The following is a 14,796-nucleotide window of genomic DNA, read 5'->3' on the forward strand; positions in this document are numbered from 1 at the left end:
ACCTGCCTCGCCTAACGATGCACAGATGCCCCTGGGTTGCATCGGCCCGCGCGGCATCGGCATCGGGGCGTGACCGTCCGACGCACCCGATCCACCAAAGGCGGCAGGCCTCCCGGCGTCAAGCAGAGAGCGCGGCACTCCGGCACGGAAGCCCCATGCTGCACTGCGTTAAAAACGCACTTTCCCGGAACGGCACGACGTGGCAAGACAAATTGTCCACAATCCATCTGCCGCGCACGCCCCCGCCCCGACCGTCCGGCGGCCAACGGCGCCGCAACGCGCCGGCGCGGCGGATTCTCCTTTCGCGCGAGCGGTGCGCCCCGGGTGGACGGCGGCACCGCGGAGATGGTCCGGTCGGTGACTGCATTGAAGACACTCCTCGTCGGCGTGATCGGGCACGTCGATCACGGCAAGACGGCCCTCGTCCGGGCGCTCACGGGCGTCGAGACCGACCGGCTGAAGGAGGAGCGCGCCCGCGGCGTATCCATCGTGCCGGGCTTCGCGTTGCTGGCGTCCGATCGCGGTGAGATCGACCTCGTGGATCTGCCGGGCCACGAGCGGTTCGTCCGCGCCATGATTTCCGGCGCCACCGGCATGCGGGCCGTCCTGCTGGCGGTGGACGCGCACGAGGGCATCAAGCCGCAGACGGTGGAGCATCTGGAGATCGCCCGCCTCATCGGCGTGCGCCGCGGCGTGCTGGCTCTGACCAAGGCGGACCTGGCGACGCCCGAGACCGTGGCGGCCCGCGCGGCCGAGATCGCCGCCGCCGCCGCCCGCGCGGGGATCGCGGCCGGTCCGGTCATCGCGACGTCGACCGTCACCGGCGCCGGCCTGCCGGAGCTGTCGGCCGCCCTGTCGGGGCTGCTGGACGAGACGGAGCCCGGCCGCGACGACGGCTTCCCGTATCTTCCGGTGGACCGGGTCTTCTCCCGGCCGGGATTCGGCACCGTCGTCACCGGGACGCTGCGGCGCGGACCGCTCGCCGTCGGCGACACGGTGGAGATCGCGCCCGGCGGCCGCACGGCGGTGGTGCGTGGCCTCCAGATTCACGGACGTGCGGTGGAGCGCGCCGAGCCCGGGCGCCGCACCGCGGTCGCCCTGCGCGGGATCGACCTCGACGAGGTCGCCCGCGGGCAGGCTTTGTCGCCGCCGGGCCTGCTCGCCCCGAGCGCGTGGCTCGACGTGACGATCACCGCGGCGGCCGGTGCGGACGCCCTGGCGGGCGGCTCGGCCTGTCGCCTTCTGTTCGGGACCACCGAGGTCGAGGCGCGGCTGCGCCTGCTCGACCGTGATGCCCTGGAGCCCGGCGCCAGCACCCAGGCCCAACTCCATCTCGGCGAACCGGTCGCCGTCCCGGCACGGGAGCCTTTCGTGCTGCGGCTCGACTCGCCCTCCGTCACGGTGGCGGGCGGGCGGATCCTCGATCCGGCGAGCCGCCGCCGTCGGCGCCACGACCCGCGGGTCATGGCGGACCTGGCCGCACTCGCGGCAGGCCATGCCGGAGAGGCGATCACGGTCCGCCTCGGTCAGCTGGGCGCGGCCGGGGCACCCCTCATCGAACTCGCCCGGATCGCCGGCATCGCGCCGGAGCGCGCCCGGCAGATTCTCTCCGAAGCGGGCGCCCGCGCGATCGGCGACCGCTACATCGGCGCCGCAGCCTTCGCGGCCCTGCGCAGCGGCACGCTGGCGGCCCTCGCCCACCATCACCGCGACAACCCGATGGATCACGGGATCGCCCTGGAGCGACTCGCCCGTGCCCTGGCGCTGCCCGAGACGGTGACCGGTGCGGTGCTGCGCGACCTCGCGGCCGCGGGCGCTGTCGCCCAGGCGGGCGCCCTGTGGCGGCGAGCCGAGTTCGACCCGGCCCGCAACGAGAGCGAGGCCGCCCGCCGGCTGGAACAGGTCTTCCGCCGCGCGGGACTCAGCCCGCCCGACGAGGCGGAGGCCATCGGACGCGACGTGCGGCGGCGCGAAGCGCTCACCTACCTCGTGGGCGCCGGCACGGTGATCCGCGCCGTCGACCGGGTCCAGCGCCGCGCCGTCCTGTTCCACCGGGAGGCGGTCGCCACCGCCAAGACCCGCCTCGTGGAGGCCTTCCCCGAGGCCGGGACGCCGGACATGGGCTTCCTGGCCCGGGAAGCGGGCGCCACGCTGGGAATCTCGCGCAAGTTCTCGATCCCCCTGCTGGAGCACCTCGACGCGACGGGCTTCACCCGCCGGGCCGGGGATCGCCGGGTGATCGTGGCCCTCGAACCCGCGCGCGCCGCACCGGACGCGGGCTGACGGCCGCCTGGGCGCTCCAACGACGCCGCGGACCAGTAAGCGGACTAGTAGTCAGCGCCGAACCAGTCGCCGGCCCCCGGCTCGTAGCAGGTGTAGCCGATCAGGCAGTTCGGGTTGTCGCGGGTCGGACGGAAGGCGCGCTTGGCGATCTCGGTGGGCTCGCAGAACGACCGGTCGCGGACGAACCGGTCGTAGGTCATGCCGCCGGTCCCCAGGACCAGGGCGCCCCGGGCCTGAACGAGGCGGATCGTCTGCTGGCAGGTCATGGCCGTGCTGGACGGCCGCGTCTGCGCCGCGGCGGGTGACGCGGCCAGGACCAGGGCCGCCACAATCCGGGTCATCATCGCCGACGCCTGTCCTCGTCCCATCGATCCTGCGGACAACCCGCCGGGGACGCTCACCCGTCCTGCGTCGCCTCGCCGCAAGGCCGCTCGTCGGGGACGGCGCTCCCGTCTCCCTGTGATCCGAAGCCCCGCGGCCGGGCCGATCGAAGCCCGGCGTCAGACCTCGAAGGATTCGACGTGCACGGTTCCCGGCGCCTGCCGGCGCGCGGTTTCCTCGATCCGGGCGAGCTGCGCCTCGGCGCGGCCGCAGGGAAACCCGTAACGGGCGCGGACGCGCGCACTGGCGATGCCCAGGGCAAGGCGGCTCAGGGCGACGAATTCCGCGACGGGATAGTCCTGCCCGACCGCGAGGTGCTCCTTGATCACCAGCGAGGGCGCGTAGCAGGCCTCGCGGGTGCCATCCGGCCAGCGGATATGGAAACGCATCTCAGGCATCGCGGGGGATCCGAAGGGTGTTCCAGGCCGCCGCCCCCGTCGCGGCCGGCAGCACCGGTGCGTCCCGGGGCGCCAGTTCCGCGTAGGTCGGCAAGTGGCGCGCGGCGCAGGCGTCCCAGACATGGGCCCGGGCGACCTCCCGGCCGGCATTGCGCAGGCGCCCCCGCCGGCCCGGTTCGAGACTCGCCTCCATGGCCGCCGCGATGGCGCCCGTGTCTTCCGGGTTGACCGACAGGGCCTCGCCGGGGGCGAGATACTCGGTGAAGGGCGGACGGGCGGAGACGATCACCGGCGTGCCGCAGGCCATGGCCTCCAGGACGCACAGGCCGTAGCCTTCCATGAGCGAGGGAAATACCAGGGTATCGGCGATCCGGTAGAGGCTCGGCATGTCTGCCTGGTCCACCGGGCCGGTGCGGATCACCGGACGGCCGGTGCCGACCGCGAGCCCCTCGCGCTCGAGGGCGGCGCAGCAGCGGGCCTCGTATCCCGCATGGTCGAGCAGCGAGGCGCCCCCGGCCACGACGAGCTGCGCGCCGGGATGGGCGCGGCGCAGGGCCGCGAAGGCCTCGATCACCGCCAACGTGTTCTTGCGCGCCTCGAACCCGCCGACGCTGAGGAAGACCGGGCCGCCGCCGAGACCGAGGCTTCGACGGAGAGCCTCGTCCTCCGGTCCGGGATCGGGCGTGTAGGTCGCGCTATCCACGCCGGTGCCGACCACCTCGGCCCGGGCGCCGTATTCCACGGCCAGCGTCGCCGCCCAGGTCCGGCTGAGGCAGAGCAGGCGCCCGGCATCGAGGATCGCCCGCTCCTCCCACTGCGCAAGCTGCGCATCCGTAGACGCGTCGATGTGGTGGACGGTGCGCACGAAGCCCGGGATGAGGCGGCGGCGGGTCAACGTGGCGAGGGCGTTGCCGCTGATGCAACATTGAGCGTGAAACACATCGAAGTCGCAGGCGGCGGGGGTGGAGAAATGGGCGAGGTAGTCGGCGATCCGGGCACCGACCAGCGCGGCAGCCGATCCGCCCACCGGCTTAGCCGCGACCGAGATCGCCGGACATCGCGCCGCGCGGAAGAAGCCGCGTCCGGTCGGATCGGGGGCGTGGACGACCGCCTCGTGGCCGAGCCGGCACAGGGCCTCTCCGAGAGCCAGAGCGTGGGCCACGCCGCCGCGCGGATGGGTCGAGTGCGTGAGGATCGCGATGCGCAAGCGGCCGACCGGGGGACGGTTCATGGAGGCCTCAAGCCGGTCGGGGATCGCGCCCGAAACCCTGACCACGCGCTCCGCCGCCCTCACGGAGATGCGCCCAGCACCGGTCGCATGGTTCATGCCGGATGCGGCAGCATCCTGCCGAAACGTCGCGTCGGCGCCGTTTCGGGGGCCGGCCGGTCGCCAGCCCCAAAAGCCGCCTAATTTTGCGTTACGAATTCAGTGTGTTTTCAAGCTCGGCACGGAACCGCTCTTTTCAGCACCGTGTGTCAGACTGTATCTAACGCTCACGAGAGCCGGAGCCGTCGGTCCCGTGTCCAAGTCGCTGAACACTGCCTTCCCCGCCCGCAAACTGCTGCGCCGTCTGGGCTTGCTCAGCGCCTTGCTGGTCCTGCCGACGGCGGTTCTGGCCTATGCGGACCTCCTGCCCGAATCGCTCGACATGCTGGGTCTCGACCTGCGTGAGAGCCCAGACCTGCCGCACGTCGCCCGTCAGATCGCCATCGGCGCACCGCTGAAGATCGTGGCCTTCGGCTCGTCCTCGACGCAGGGTATCGGCGCGTCGACCCCGGCCAACGCCTACCCGGCCCGCCTCCAGATCGACCTGCGCAAGAAGCTGCACGGAATCGACGTCGCGGTCATCAATCGCGGGATCGGCGGCGAGCACGTCGACGACATGCTGGCGCGGCTCGACCGGGACGTCATCGCGGCCGAACCGCAGCTCGTGATCTGGCAGACGGGCAGCAACGACCCGCTGCGCGGGGTCTCGGTCGAACATTTCCGCGAGGCCACCGTGTCGGCCATCCGCCGGATCCGCGAGGCCGGGATCGACGTGGTGCTGATGGAGCCGCAATGGTGCCCGAAGCTGGAAGCCACGCCGGGCGCCTCCCGCTTCCGTGACGCGGTCCGCAGCATCGGCGACGACCTCGACGTTCCGGTGATCCGCCGTGCCGATCTCATGCACGGCTGGGTGCGCGAGGGTAAGCTGACCACCAAGCAGCTCTTCGCCGCTGACGGGCTGCACATGGCCGATCGCGGCTACGCCCTCCTGGCCGAGGCCGCGGCGCAATCGATCCTGCAGGATGCGGGTCCTGTGCGGAGCTTCGAGCCTGTGGCCGAATAGAGGGCGCCCCACCGCCCCTTCCGGCTGGACTCGGCCTGCGAAGCTCCCCATCTCGGCGCGATCGAGAGCGGAGCCGAACCTTGAGCCAGGATGCATTCAGGTATGAAGACCGGGGCGCGGTGCCCCAGATGCACGCGACCACGATCCTGATGGTGCGCAAGGGCGGCCGTGTCGTCATCGGCGGCGACGGTCAGGTCAGCCTGGGCCAGACCATCGTGAAGGGGAATGCCCGCAAGGTCCGGCGCCTGGCCAAGGGCGCGGTGATCGGCGGCTTCGCCGGCGCCACGGCGGACGCCTTCACCCTGTTCGAACGCCTCGAAGCCAAGCTTGAGCAATATCCCGGTCAGCTGACGCGGGCCTGCGTCGAACTCACCAAGGATTGGCGGACGGATCGCTACCTCCGCCGCCTCGAGGCGATGATGCTGGTCGCCGACCGCGATGTCAGCCTGCTTCTGTCGGGCTCGGGCGACGTTCTGGAACCGGAAAGCGGCGTCATGGCTATCGGCTCGGGCGGCAATTACGCCCTGGCGGCCGCCCGCGCGCTGGAAGACGGAGACCTCGATGCAGAGGCGATCGTCCGGCGCGCCATGGGGATCGCCGCGGAGATCTGCGTCTACACGAACGGCAATCTGGTGATCGAGACCCTCGAAGCCTGACCTCCCGCGGCTGCGGCCTGAGCCGGCGTCGACACCGTACGATCGACGCCGCTTCTCGCACCGTGGCTGCCCGCATCCGGATCGTCGGGGCGCGCATGCCCCGCCGGGGCGGGCTACGCGGCGCATCCTCATCGCACCCGCAGCGGACTCTGCGATGCAGGTCGTATTCGCGTGCAATGAGGAAAAGAAGCGGCTCCAGCCGACTTCAGGAGATCCTCTCAATCCTAAATTCTAAAATGGAAATTCGACGATCAATCAATTTATTGATGTAAAAACGATCAGATTGGCTAAATTTCGTGCGCTTCATCTACCGAGCACGAGAGCTTCCGGATCCATCACTGAAATTTGAGCGCCGGACCCGCCATCTCGCGGCGCAGCTCCAGCCGAAACTTACGACGACGACTGCATCGGTAAGGGAATTTTCACGCTGTAAAATGCATAGTCGGCCCATAATAAGCAAAATTCGTCGCGCAACATGCGCGCTGAGGGCTGAATTATGCGATCGATTAATGACGTCCGGATCGTGACCAAACTGACCGCGGCCTTCGGCAGCTTAGCGGCGGTAACGATCGGGATCAGCGCGATCGGATACAGTCATCTAACGTCGATCGAGCGGGTCAATCATCTTACAGAGCATACCTACCAGGTCATCTCTGCGCTCGACGGCGTGACGCAGTCGATGCTGAACCAGGAAACGGGGCTCCGCGGCTACCTGCTCTCGGGCGACCCGAAATTTCTGGAGCCGTTCCGCAACGGCCAGAAGGCGTACAAGGCGGCGCTGGAGACCGCGCAGGCGCTCACGGTGGACAACGCGGCGCAGCAGGCGCGCCTGGCGGCCGTGAACAGCTTGGCCGCGACCTGGTCGAACGACATCGCCCGGAACGAGATCGCCCTCGTCGAGGCGGGCCAGCTCGACGCGGCGCGCCAGATCGAGGCGAGCGGGGCCGGGAAGGCGTCCATGGACGCCCTGCGCGCGAAGCTTGCCGACGCGGACCAGGCCGAGCGGGAGCTCCTCGGAGCCCGCAGCGACGAACAGGGGCGCTCGTTCAGCGCCGCCTATCTCGCCAGTCTTCTCGGCAGCGTGGCCAGCGTCGTCATCGCAGCGCTTCTGGCGTTCCTGGTCTTCGCGATGCTGACCCGCCCGCTTGGCCGGCTCGTCGCGGTGCTCCAGCGGATGGCCCGGGGTGAGATCGAGGCCGAGATCGCGGAGGCCCGACGCGGCGACGAGATCGGCGCGGTCGGGCGGGCCGTGGAGGGAATCAAGACCATGGTCGCCAGGAAGGCGGCCGAGGATGCCGAGATCAAGCGGATCGCCGACACGGCGGCGGCGGCCGAGCGGCGCCGGACCATGATCGAGCTGGCCGACAGCTTCGATCGCGCCGTGGGCGGGATCGTCGGGATGGTGTCGTCCTCGGCCACGGAGCTGCAGGCGACCGCGCGGACCATGTCGGCGACCGCCTCCGAGACGTCGAGCCAGTCGACCACGGTGGCGGCAGCCGCCGAAGAGGCGGCCACCAACGTGAACACGGTTGCGGCGGCGGCCGAGCAGCTGGGCTCCTCGGTCCAGGAAATCGGCCGGCAGGTGGACGGTTCGGCCCATCTGGCGCAGCGCGCCGTCTCGGACGCCGACCAGACCGGCGCCCTGGTCCAGGAGCTGAGCAATTCCGTATCGCGGATCGGCGACGTGGTCGGCCTGATCTCGAACATCGCCGGCCAGACCAACCTGCTGGCGCTGAACGCCACCATCGAGGCCGCCCGCGCCGGTGCCGCCGGCAAGGGCTTCGCCGTCGTCGCCGCCGAGGTGAAGGCGCTGGCCGAGCAGACCGCGAAGGCGACCCACGAGATTTCCGGCCAGATCGCGCAGATCCAGGCGGTGACCGGTCAGGCCGTGACGTCGATCGGCGGCATCACCGAGCGGATCCGGGAGATCAGTGGCGTCGCCACCTCGATCGCCGCCGCAGTCGAGCAACAGGGCGCGGCCACGCAGGAGATCGTCCGGAATGTCGCGCAGGCGGCGGTCGGCGCCGGCGAGGTGACGAGCAACATCTCGGGTGTCGCGGGCGCCGCCGAGGAGACCGGCATGGCGGCCGGCCAGGTGCTCGACGCGGCGTCCGAGCTTTCGCGGCAATCGGAGAAGCTGACCGCCGAGGTCGACCGGTTCCTCGTGAGCGTCCGCGCGGCGTGAGCGGTGCCGCGCAGCGGGCTTCCGGCGACGGAGGCCCGTTCGTCAAAACAAATAATGCCGACGGCGATTAGTTTACGCGGCTTTGACGAATAACCGGCATTTTAGCGCCAATCGAGCCTCTGCGGTTGGATCTCAATGAAAATCGGCGGAAAACTTCTGGGCTTCGTCGGCGCGTGCAGCCTGACGACGCTGATCGTAGCCGGGGTCAGCGTCGCGACGCTGAGAAGCTTCGAGCACTCCCTCACGAGCGTCGAGAACGCCTCGATCCGGGCGCTCGACGCCGCCAACTTCAACCGCCTCGCCGCCGAAGTGACCATGGATTCGCGGGGCGTCTACGCCTCCGCAGACCGGACGGAGGCGGCCAAGTACACCGCCGGCATCCGCAAGGGTCTGGCCGAGATGGACGCGCTCCGGGCGGACTGGGCGCCGCGCGTCACCGAGGCCGAGCGCCCGCTCTTCGACGCCATGGTGCGCAATGCCGAGGCGTTCCGGACCCTGCGCAGCGCCCTCGCGGAGGCTGGCGACACGACCGGCCCCAAGGCGGCCGCCGAACTCGGCTTCAACGACGCCAACCGCGCCAACCGCAAGGTCTTCCAGGCGAGCATCGATGCCCTGGTGAAGCAGGGCCGGACCGAGATGGCGGCGATCAAGTCGGACACCCAGGCGCTGTTCCAGGCGCGGACTCTGCTCCTCCTCGGCCTCGCGCTGGCCGGAACCGCGATCTGCTGCGCTCTGGGCCTGCTCATCGGGCAGCGGCAGATCGCCCGGCCGCTGCGGGCGGTCTCGGAGGCGATCCAGCGCCTCTCGCGCGGCGACCTGACCCTGCCCGCGATCAAGCCGGGGCGCGACGAGATCGGGGCGATCTGGACCAGCATGCAGGTCTTCAGCGACACGATGCGCGAGGCCGAGACCCTCCGGCACGAGCACGAGCGGATGCGGGTCGATACGGCGGCGCGCAAGCGTTCCGAGATGGCCGGGCTCGCCGATCAGTTCCAAAGCAACCTCGGCGGGCTGGTCGATCACCTGGCCGGAGCGGCAGCCGGCTTGGAGCGCGCCGCCGCCACCATGGCGGGCAACGCCGATCACGCCGGCACGCAGTCCCAGGCCGTGACCCGCGCCGCCGAGACCACCGCCTACAACGTCGAGGCCGTCGCCGCCGCCACCGAGGAACTCGCCGCGACGGCGAGCGAGATCGGCGTTCAGGTCACGCAGACCTCCACCGCGGCCGAGGGGGCCGTCGAAGCGACGCGGCGGACCCGGACGAGCGTCCAGGCCCTCGCCCGCAGCGCCGAGGGCATCGGGCAGGTCGTCTCCCTCATCTCCACGATTGCCGGCCAGACCAACCTGCTGGCGCTCAACGCGACGATCGAGGCCGCCCGCGCCGGCGAGGCCGGGCGCGGCTTCGCGGTCGTCGCCACCGAGGTCAAGGATCTGGCCACACAGACCGCCAAGGCCACCGAAGAGATCGCCGGGCAGATCGCCGCCATGCGGGCGGCGACCCACGAGGCCGTCGCCGCGATCGAGGAGATCGGCGGCACGATCGAGCAGGTCCACGGCATCGCCCTCGGTGTGGCCGCGGCCGTCGAGGAGCAGCAATTGGCCACGCAGGAAATCGCCCGCAGCGTCTCGGAGGCCGCGAGCGGCACCCGCTCCGTCACCGAGACCATGGCGCTGGTCCTGGGTGCAGCCCGCGAGACCGGCGCGAGCGCCGCGGAGGTGCTGGCGGCCGCCGCCGACATCGCCCGCCGCTCCAACGGGCTGGGGAGCGAGGTGGCGGGCTTCGTGGCGCAGGTCCGGGCGGCCTGACGGTCCCGCCGCCGCGCGCGGATGTTGCATTGCAGCGCGCAGGCCCCTAGGGTCCGCGCATTCGCAAGGACCCGGTGAAAGCCCGGGTGGCTCTTCCGGCCGCCGATCCGCCGGACCACGCATTCGAGACGCGCCATGACCCGCCAGCGACGCGGGCACGCCGCTCGTGCGGAATCAAGCATGTCACTCAGCTCACCCGGACAGACTGGGTTTCTCCGGTCGTGGACATCCAACATCCGCGGCGACACCCTCTCGGGGATCGTCGTCGCCCTCGCGCTGATCCCTGAGGCCATCGGCTTTTCGGTCATCGCCGGCGTCGACCCGAAGGTCGGCCTCTACGCCTCCGTGGTCATCGCCTGCACCATCGCCTTCGCGGGCGGCCGCCCCGCCATGATCTCGGCCGCCACCGCCGCCACCGCCGTCGTGATGGTCGAGCTCGTGCGCGACCACGGGGTGCAGTACCTCTTCGCCGCCACCATCCTGATGGGCGTGATCCAGATCCTGGCCGGCCTCCTCCGGTTGGGCCGGCTGATGCGGTTCGTCTCGCAGTCGGTGATGACCGGCTTCGTCAACGCCCTGGCGATCCTGATCTTCCTGGCGCAGATGCCCGAACTGACCGGCGTCACGCCGGCGACCTACGGGCTCATCGCCCTGGGCTTGGCGATCATCTACGGCGTGCCGCGGATCACCCGCGCGATCCCCGCCCCGCTCATCGCCATCGCGGTGCTGACGGCGATCACCGCGATCTTCCACCTCGACGTTCGCACGGTCGCCCATCTCGGCGCCCTGCCCTCGGCGCTGCCGAGCTTCGCCCTGCCGGACGTGCCCCTCACCTTCGAGACCCTGCGGATCCTTCTGCCCTACGCGGCGACGTTGGCCGCGGTCGGCCTGCTGGAGAGCCTGCTCACCGCGCAGATCGTCGATGACCTGACCGACACGGGCAGCGACAAGAACCGCGAATGCATGGGCCAGGGCGTGGCCAACATGGCCTCCGCGGTGTTCGGCGGCATGGGCGGCTGCGCGATGATCGGCCAGTCGGTGATCAACGTCTCCTCGGGCGCCCGCGGCCGCCTCTCGACGCTGGTGGCCGGGGCCTTCCTGCTGCTGCTCCTCGTGGCGCTGCAGGATCTGCTCGCCGTGGTGCCCGTGGCGGCCCTGACCGCCGTGATGATCATGGTCTCGATCAACACCTTCTCCTGGCGTTCCCTGGCCCGCCTGCGGACCAACCCGCTGCCATCCTCCGCGGTGATGCTGGCCACCGTCCTGGTCGTCGTGGCCACGAAGGATCTCGCCATCGGCGTGCTGGTCGGCGTGCTGCTCTCGGGCGTGTTCTTCGCCGGCAAGGTCTCCCGTCTCAACCGGATCACCTCCAGCCTCTCGGCCGATGGCCGGACCCGCACCTACGCCATCACCGGGCAGGTGTTCTTCGCCTCCGCCGGCACGTTCTCCGAGGCGATCGACGTGCTGGAGCCGGTCGAGCGTCTCGTGATCGACGTCCACGCGGCGCATTTCTGGGATATCTCGGCGGTCGCAGCCCTCGACCGGGTGGTGCTGAAGGCCCGCGCCCGCGGGCGCCTCGTCGAGGTCGTCGGCCTCAACGCCGCCAGCTCGACCCTGGTCGAGCGGTTCGGCCAGCACGACAAGCCCGGCGTCGCAGCGGTGCCGGCAGCGCATTGAGGCGGCTATCGGCCCACGCGGCGCCCCCTTGCGCGGGGCCGCGTGGGACCCCATTCCCGGCGCGGGGCCGATTTCGGGCCGGGAACAGGGATGGCACAGCGGTGACGACGTTCTCTCCGCGCGAGATCGTGTCCGAACTCGATCGCTTCATCGTCGGGCAACACGACGCCAAGCGCGCCGTGGCGATCGCGCTGCGCAATCGCTGGCGACGCCAGCAGCTGATCGGTCCGCTCCGCGAGGAGGTCGCGCCCAAGAACATCCTGATGATCGGGCCGACCGGGTGCGGAAAGACCGAGATCGCCCGCCGCCTCGCCCGGCTCGCCAACGCCCCGTTCCTCAAGGTCGAGGCCACCAAGTTCACCGAGGTCGGCTATGTCGGCCGCGACGTCGAGCAGATCATCCGTGATCTCGTCGAAGTGGCGATCGGCCTGACCCGGCAGGTGAAGCGCGAGGGCGTGAAGGCCAAGGCCGAAGCCGCGGCCGAGAACCGCCTCCTCGACGCCCTCGTCGGGCCGACCGCCAGCCAGGCCACCCGTGACAGCTTCCGACGCAAGCTCCGCAACAGCGAGCTCGACGACAAGGAGGTGGAGCTGGAGCTGACCTCCGGCGCCCCCACGGGCATGCCGATGTTCGAGATTCCCGGTGTGCCGGGGGCCTCCATGGGCGCGATCAACATCGGCGACATGCTCGGCAAGGCACTCGGCGGCCAGCGCGGCAAGCCGCGCCGGATCCTGGTCCGGGACGCCTATGCGCCCCTGATGGCAGAAGAATCCGATAAGCTCGTCGACGACGAGGCGCTGGTCCGCGAGGCGATCGGCGAGGTCGAGAACAACGGCATCGTGTTCCTCGACGAGATCGACAAGATCTGTGCCCGCGAGGGCCGGTCCTCCGGCGACGTGTCCCGCGAGGGCGTACAGCGCGACCTTCTGCCGTTGATCGAGGGCACCACGGTCGCCACCAAGCACGGCCCGGTGAAGACGGACCACGTCCTGTTCATCGCCTCGGGCGCCTTCCACGTCTCGAAGCCGTCCGACCTCCTGCCCGAGCTGCAGGGCCGCCTGCCGATCCGCGTGGAGTTGCAGCCGCTGACGGTGGATGACTTCAAGCAGATTCTCACCGCCACCGAGGCGAGCCTGATCAAGCAGACGGTCGCGCTGATGGAAACGGAGGGCGTGACCCTGTCCTTCACGGACGACGCTGTCGACGCGCTCGCCCGGGTCGCGGTCGAGGTGAATTCCTCGGTGGAGAACATCGGTGCCCGCCGGCTCCAGACGGTTCTCGAACGGGTGATCGACGAGATCTCCTTCACCGCGACAGACCGTTCCGGCGAGACGGTGCCGATCGACGCGGCCTATGTGCGCGAGCGGGTTCAGGACCTGGCGTCCAACGCCGATCTGAGTCGGTTCATCCTCTAGGACCTGGACGTCATCCGCGCTCCGGTTTGCGGCCACGCCGTCATTCCGGAGCGCCGCGCCGGAGCGCCAGAGGCGAGCCCGGGCTTCGCGACGCGGTCCCGGAACCTCCAGTCATGATTGAGGGTGGCGTGAGCCATGCGGCCCGGCGCGGCCCTTCGCGGCCGCCGCGTCTGCTAGGCCCGCGCCGGGGCGCGGTGCTGGGGAATGTCGACGCGTGTCACGCATAAGATTCGGCCTCGGCGACACGATGCTCTCGGTCGCCGCGCTGGTGACCGGCATGGTCTCCCTCCAGAGCGGAGCGACCTTCGCCAAGAGCCTGTTTCCGGCGGTCGGTGCATCCGGGACGTCCGCCCTGCGGGTCGGCTTCTCGGCCCTGATCCTCGTTGCCGTCTGGCGGCCGTGGCGGCGCAGCCTCCCGGCGCGCGAGGCCGGCTGGATCGCCCTCTACGGGACGGCTCTCGGGCTGATGAACCTCCTGTTCTATCTCGCACTGGCACGGCTGCCCCTCGGACCGGCCGTGGCCATCGAGTTCGTCGGGCCGCTGGCCGTCGCGCTGATCGCGTCGCGCCGCCGGTCGGATTTCCTGTGGATCGGCGTGGCGGTCGCCGGACTCGCGCTGCTCCTGCCGATCTCCGGTCAGGACGGACTCGATCCGATCGGCATCCTGCTCGATCTCGGCGCGGCCCTGTGCTGGGCGCTCTACATCCTGTTCGGACAGCGCGCGGGGCGGATCGACGGCGGCCAGGCCGTGTCCCTCGGCATGTTCACGGCGGCCATCGTGGTGGCACCCTTCGGCCTGTCGGAGGCCGGACCGGCCCTGCTCACCCCCGGCATCCTGGCCGCAGGCCTTGGCGTGGCAGTGATGTCGAGTGCCCTGCCCTATTCCCTGGAGATGTTCGCCCTGCGCCGGCTCGACCGGAAGAGCTTCGGCGTCCTGATGAGCCTGGAACCCGCCGTGGCGGCCTGCGCCGGCCTCGTTCTCCTGGGGGAGCGAATCAGTCCCATCCAATGGCTGGCGATCGGATTGGTTATCGCGGCCTCCGTGGGAATCACCGTGAGCACGCGGCGGACGACCCCGACCGCGGCCGTACTGGAAGCCTGATCGTGAAGACTACTTCCCCGCCAGAACCCGCGAGGCGACGTTGATGTATTTGCGGCCCGCTTCCTGGGCGTGAAGCACGGCGTCGCCGAGCTTCTCCTCGTCGCGGACGCTGGCCAGCTTGATGAGCATCGGCAGGTTGATGCCCGCCACGACCTCCACCGATCCGCCGTTCATGCAGGACAGGGCGAGGTTCGACGGCGTGCCGCCGAACATGTCGGTGAGCACGACCACGCCCTCACCGGTATTCACCCGACAGACCGCGGACATGATGTCCCGCCGTCGCAATTCCATATCGTCTTCCGGCCCGATCGTGATCGTCTCGATCTGATCCTGCGGGCCGACCACGTGCTCCAGAGCGGCCTTGAACTCGGTCGCCAGTAGCCCGTGAGTTACGAGCACCATGCCAATCATCGACACGTGTTCCAACGTCCTGTGAATGCCGCCATGTTGTGCATCGCACAGCCCCCCACAAGGCGAACGCGACTTTTTTGCCCGGACATTTCCGCGATCATGCCACGGCCGCAGCGGCTGCGCCATGGGGGTATACCAGTCTTAGGCGAATC

The 14,796-nt window shown here is 70.2% G+C and carries 12 protein-coding genes and 1 other annotated feature; of the genes, 8 read left to right on the top strand and 4 right to left on the bottom strand.

Features of this window, described 5'->3' with window-relative positions; translation table 11 throughout:
• Positions 1 to 345 precede the first annotated feature (345 nt).
• Complete coding sequence (gene selB / locus GGQ91_RS07385; RefSeq protein WP_051044814.1) at positions 346 to 2,283, top strand: selenocysteine-specific translation elongation factor; 1,938 nt, start codon at positions 346 to 348, stop codon at positions 2,281 to 2,283.
• Positions 2,284 to 2,327: 44 nt separating this feature from the next.
• On the opposite strand, the gene GGQ91_RS07390 is transcribed toward selB, so the two are convergent.
• The 3 genes from GGQ91_RS07390 to GGQ91_RS07400 form a co-directional block, all read right to left on the bottom strand.
• Positions 2,328 to 2,627: a hypothetical protein gene (locus tag GGQ91_RS07390; protein ID WP_043351682.1), complete on the bottom strand. Its 300-nt coding sequence runs from the start codon at positions 2,625 to 2,627 to the stop codon at positions 2,328 to 2,330.
• Positions 2,628 to 2,783: 156 nt separating this feature from the next.
• Positions 2,784 to 3,062: an MSMEG_0570 family nitrogen starvation response protein gene (locus tag GGQ91_RS07395; RefSeq protein WP_043351680.1), complete on the bottom strand. Its 279-nt coding sequence runs from the start codon at positions 3,060 to 3,062 to the stop codon at positions 2,784 to 2,786.
• Positions 3,055 to 4,293 (bottom strand): MSMEG_0565 family glycosyltransferase, encoded by a 1,239-nt coding sequence (locus tag GGQ91_RS07400; protein WP_043351689.1) that lies wholly within the window; start codon positions 4,291 to 4,293, stop codon positions 3,055 to 3,057. Before GGQ91_RS07400 ends, GGQ91_RS07395 begins: the two co-directional genes overlap by 8 nt.
• Before the next feature lie 289 nt (positions 4,294 to 4,582).
• Between GGQ91_RS07400 and GGQ91_RS07405 the strand changes: the two genes are divergently transcribed.
• The 7 genes from GGQ91_RS07405 (at position 4,583) to GGQ91_RS07435 (ending at position 14,233) form a co-directional block, all read left to right on the top strand.
• Entirely contained in the window at positions 4,583 to 5,392 is an 810-nt protein-coding gene (locus tag GGQ91_RS07405) for an SGNH/GDSL hydrolase family protein (protein ID WP_043758336.1), read from the top strand.
• Positions 5,393 to 5,520: 128 nt separating this feature from the next.
• Positions 5,521 to 6,048, top strand: a complete 528-nt coding sequence (hslV, locus tag GGQ91_RS07410; protein ID WP_043351688.1) for an ATP-dependent protease subunit HslV — start codon at positions 5,521 to 5,523, stop codon at positions 6,046 to 6,048.
• Between the two features lie 496 nt (positions 6,049 to 6,544).
• Positions 6,545 to 8,233 carry a methyl-accepting chemotaxis protein gene (locus tag GGQ91_RS07415; RefSeq protein ID WP_182591690.1) on the top strand — a complete coding sequence of 563 codons (1,689 nt, stop codon included), beginning with the start codon at positions 6,545 to 6,547 and terminating at the stop codon, positions 8,231 to 8,233.
• 135 nt (positions 8,234 to 8,368) lie between these two features.
• On the top strand, positions 8,369 to 10,039 hold the full coding sequence (locus GGQ91_RS07420) for a methyl-accepting chemotaxis protein (RefSeq protein WP_043351674.1): 1,671 nt from the start codon (positions 8,369 to 8,371) through the stop codon (positions 10,037 to 10,039).
• 64 nt (positions 10,040 to 10,103) lie between these two features.
• Positions 10,104 to 10,159, top strand: a sequence feature (sul1 is cis-regulatory element that is thought to sense ions involved in sulfur or methionine metabolism; They are found in Alphaproteobacteria).
• Positions 10,160 to 10,219: 60 nt separating this feature from the next.
• On the top strand, positions 10,220 to 11,716 hold the full coding sequence (locus GGQ91_RS07425; protein WP_075380504.1) for a SulP family inorganic anion transporter: 1,497 nt from the start codon (positions 10,220 to 10,222) through the stop codon (positions 11,714 to 11,716).
• A 101-nt stretch (positions 11,717 to 11,817) separates the two neighbouring features.
• The gene (hslU, locus tag GGQ91_RS07430; RefSeq protein ID WP_043351661.1) at positions 11,818 to 13,131 is read left to right on the top strand and encodes an ATP-dependent protease ATPase subunit HslU; all 1,314 of its coding nucleotides are present in this window, start codon (positions 11,818 to 11,820) and stop codon (positions 13,129 to 13,131) included.
• A 214-nt stretch (positions 13,132 to 13,345) separates the two neighbouring features.
• Positions 13,346 to 14,233: an EamA family transporter gene (locus GGQ91_RS07435; RefSeq protein ID WP_111473828.1), complete on the top strand. Its 888-nt coding sequence runs from the start codon at positions 13,346 to 13,348 to the stop codon at positions 14,231 to 14,233.
• Positions 14,234 to 14,242: 9 nt separating this feature from the next.
• Here the strand turns inward: GGQ91_RS07435 and GGQ91_RS07440 are convergent, their stop codons facing one another.
• A complete protein-coding gene (locus GGQ91_RS07440) occupies positions 14,243 to 14,644 on the bottom strand; it encodes a PTS sugar transporter subunit IIA (protein WP_043351658.1) in 402 nt (133 codons plus the stop codon).
• Positions 14,645 to 14,796: the final 152 nt, after the last annotated feature.

Source organism: Methylobacterium fujisawaense (genome assembly GCF_014138435.1).
GTDB classification, from domain to species: domain Bacteria; phylum Pseudomonadota; class Alphaproteobacteria; order Rhizobiales; family Beijerinckiaceae; genus Methylobacterium; species Methylobacterium fujisawaense.

Excerpts from the sequence above, each read along its gene's own strand:
- selB (WP_051044814.1), top strand. The coding sequence starts at position 346 with ATGGTCCGGTCGGTGACTGCATTGAAGACACTCCTCGTCGGCGTGATC.
- GGQ91_RS07400 (WP_043351689.1), bottom strand. The coding sequence starts at position 4,293 with ATGAACCGTCCCCCGGTCGGCCGCTTGCGCATCGCGATCCTCACGCAC.
- GGQ91_RS07395 (WP_043351680.1), bottom strand. The coding sequence starts at position 3,062 with ATGCCTGAGATGCGTTTCCATATCCGCTGGCCGGATGGCACCCGCGAG.
- GGQ91_RS07425 (WP_075380504.1), top strand. The coding sequence starts at position 10,220 with ATGTCACTCAGCTCACCCGGACAGACTGGGTTTCTCCGGTCGTGGACA.
- GGQ91_RS07420 (WP_043351674.1), top strand. The coding sequence starts at position 8,369 with ATGAAAATCGGCGGAAAACTTCTGGGCTTCGTCGGCGCGTGCAGCCTG.
- GGQ91_RS07415 (WP_182591690.1), top strand. The coding sequence starts at position 6,545 with ATGCGATCGATTAATGACGTCCGGATCGTGACCAAACTGACCGCGGCC.
- GGQ91_RS07440 (WP_043351658.1), bottom strand. The coding sequence starts at position 14,644 with ATGATTGGCATGGTGCTCGTAACTCACGGGCTACTGGCGACCGAGTTC.
- GGQ91_RS07390 (WP_043351682.1), bottom strand. The coding sequence starts at position 2,627 with ATGATGACCCGGATTGTGGCGGCCCTGGTCCTGGCCGCGTCACCCGCC.
- hslV (WP_043351688.1), top strand. The coding sequence starts at position 5,521 with ATGCACGCGACCACGATCCTGATGGTGCGCAAGGGCGGCCGTGTCGTC.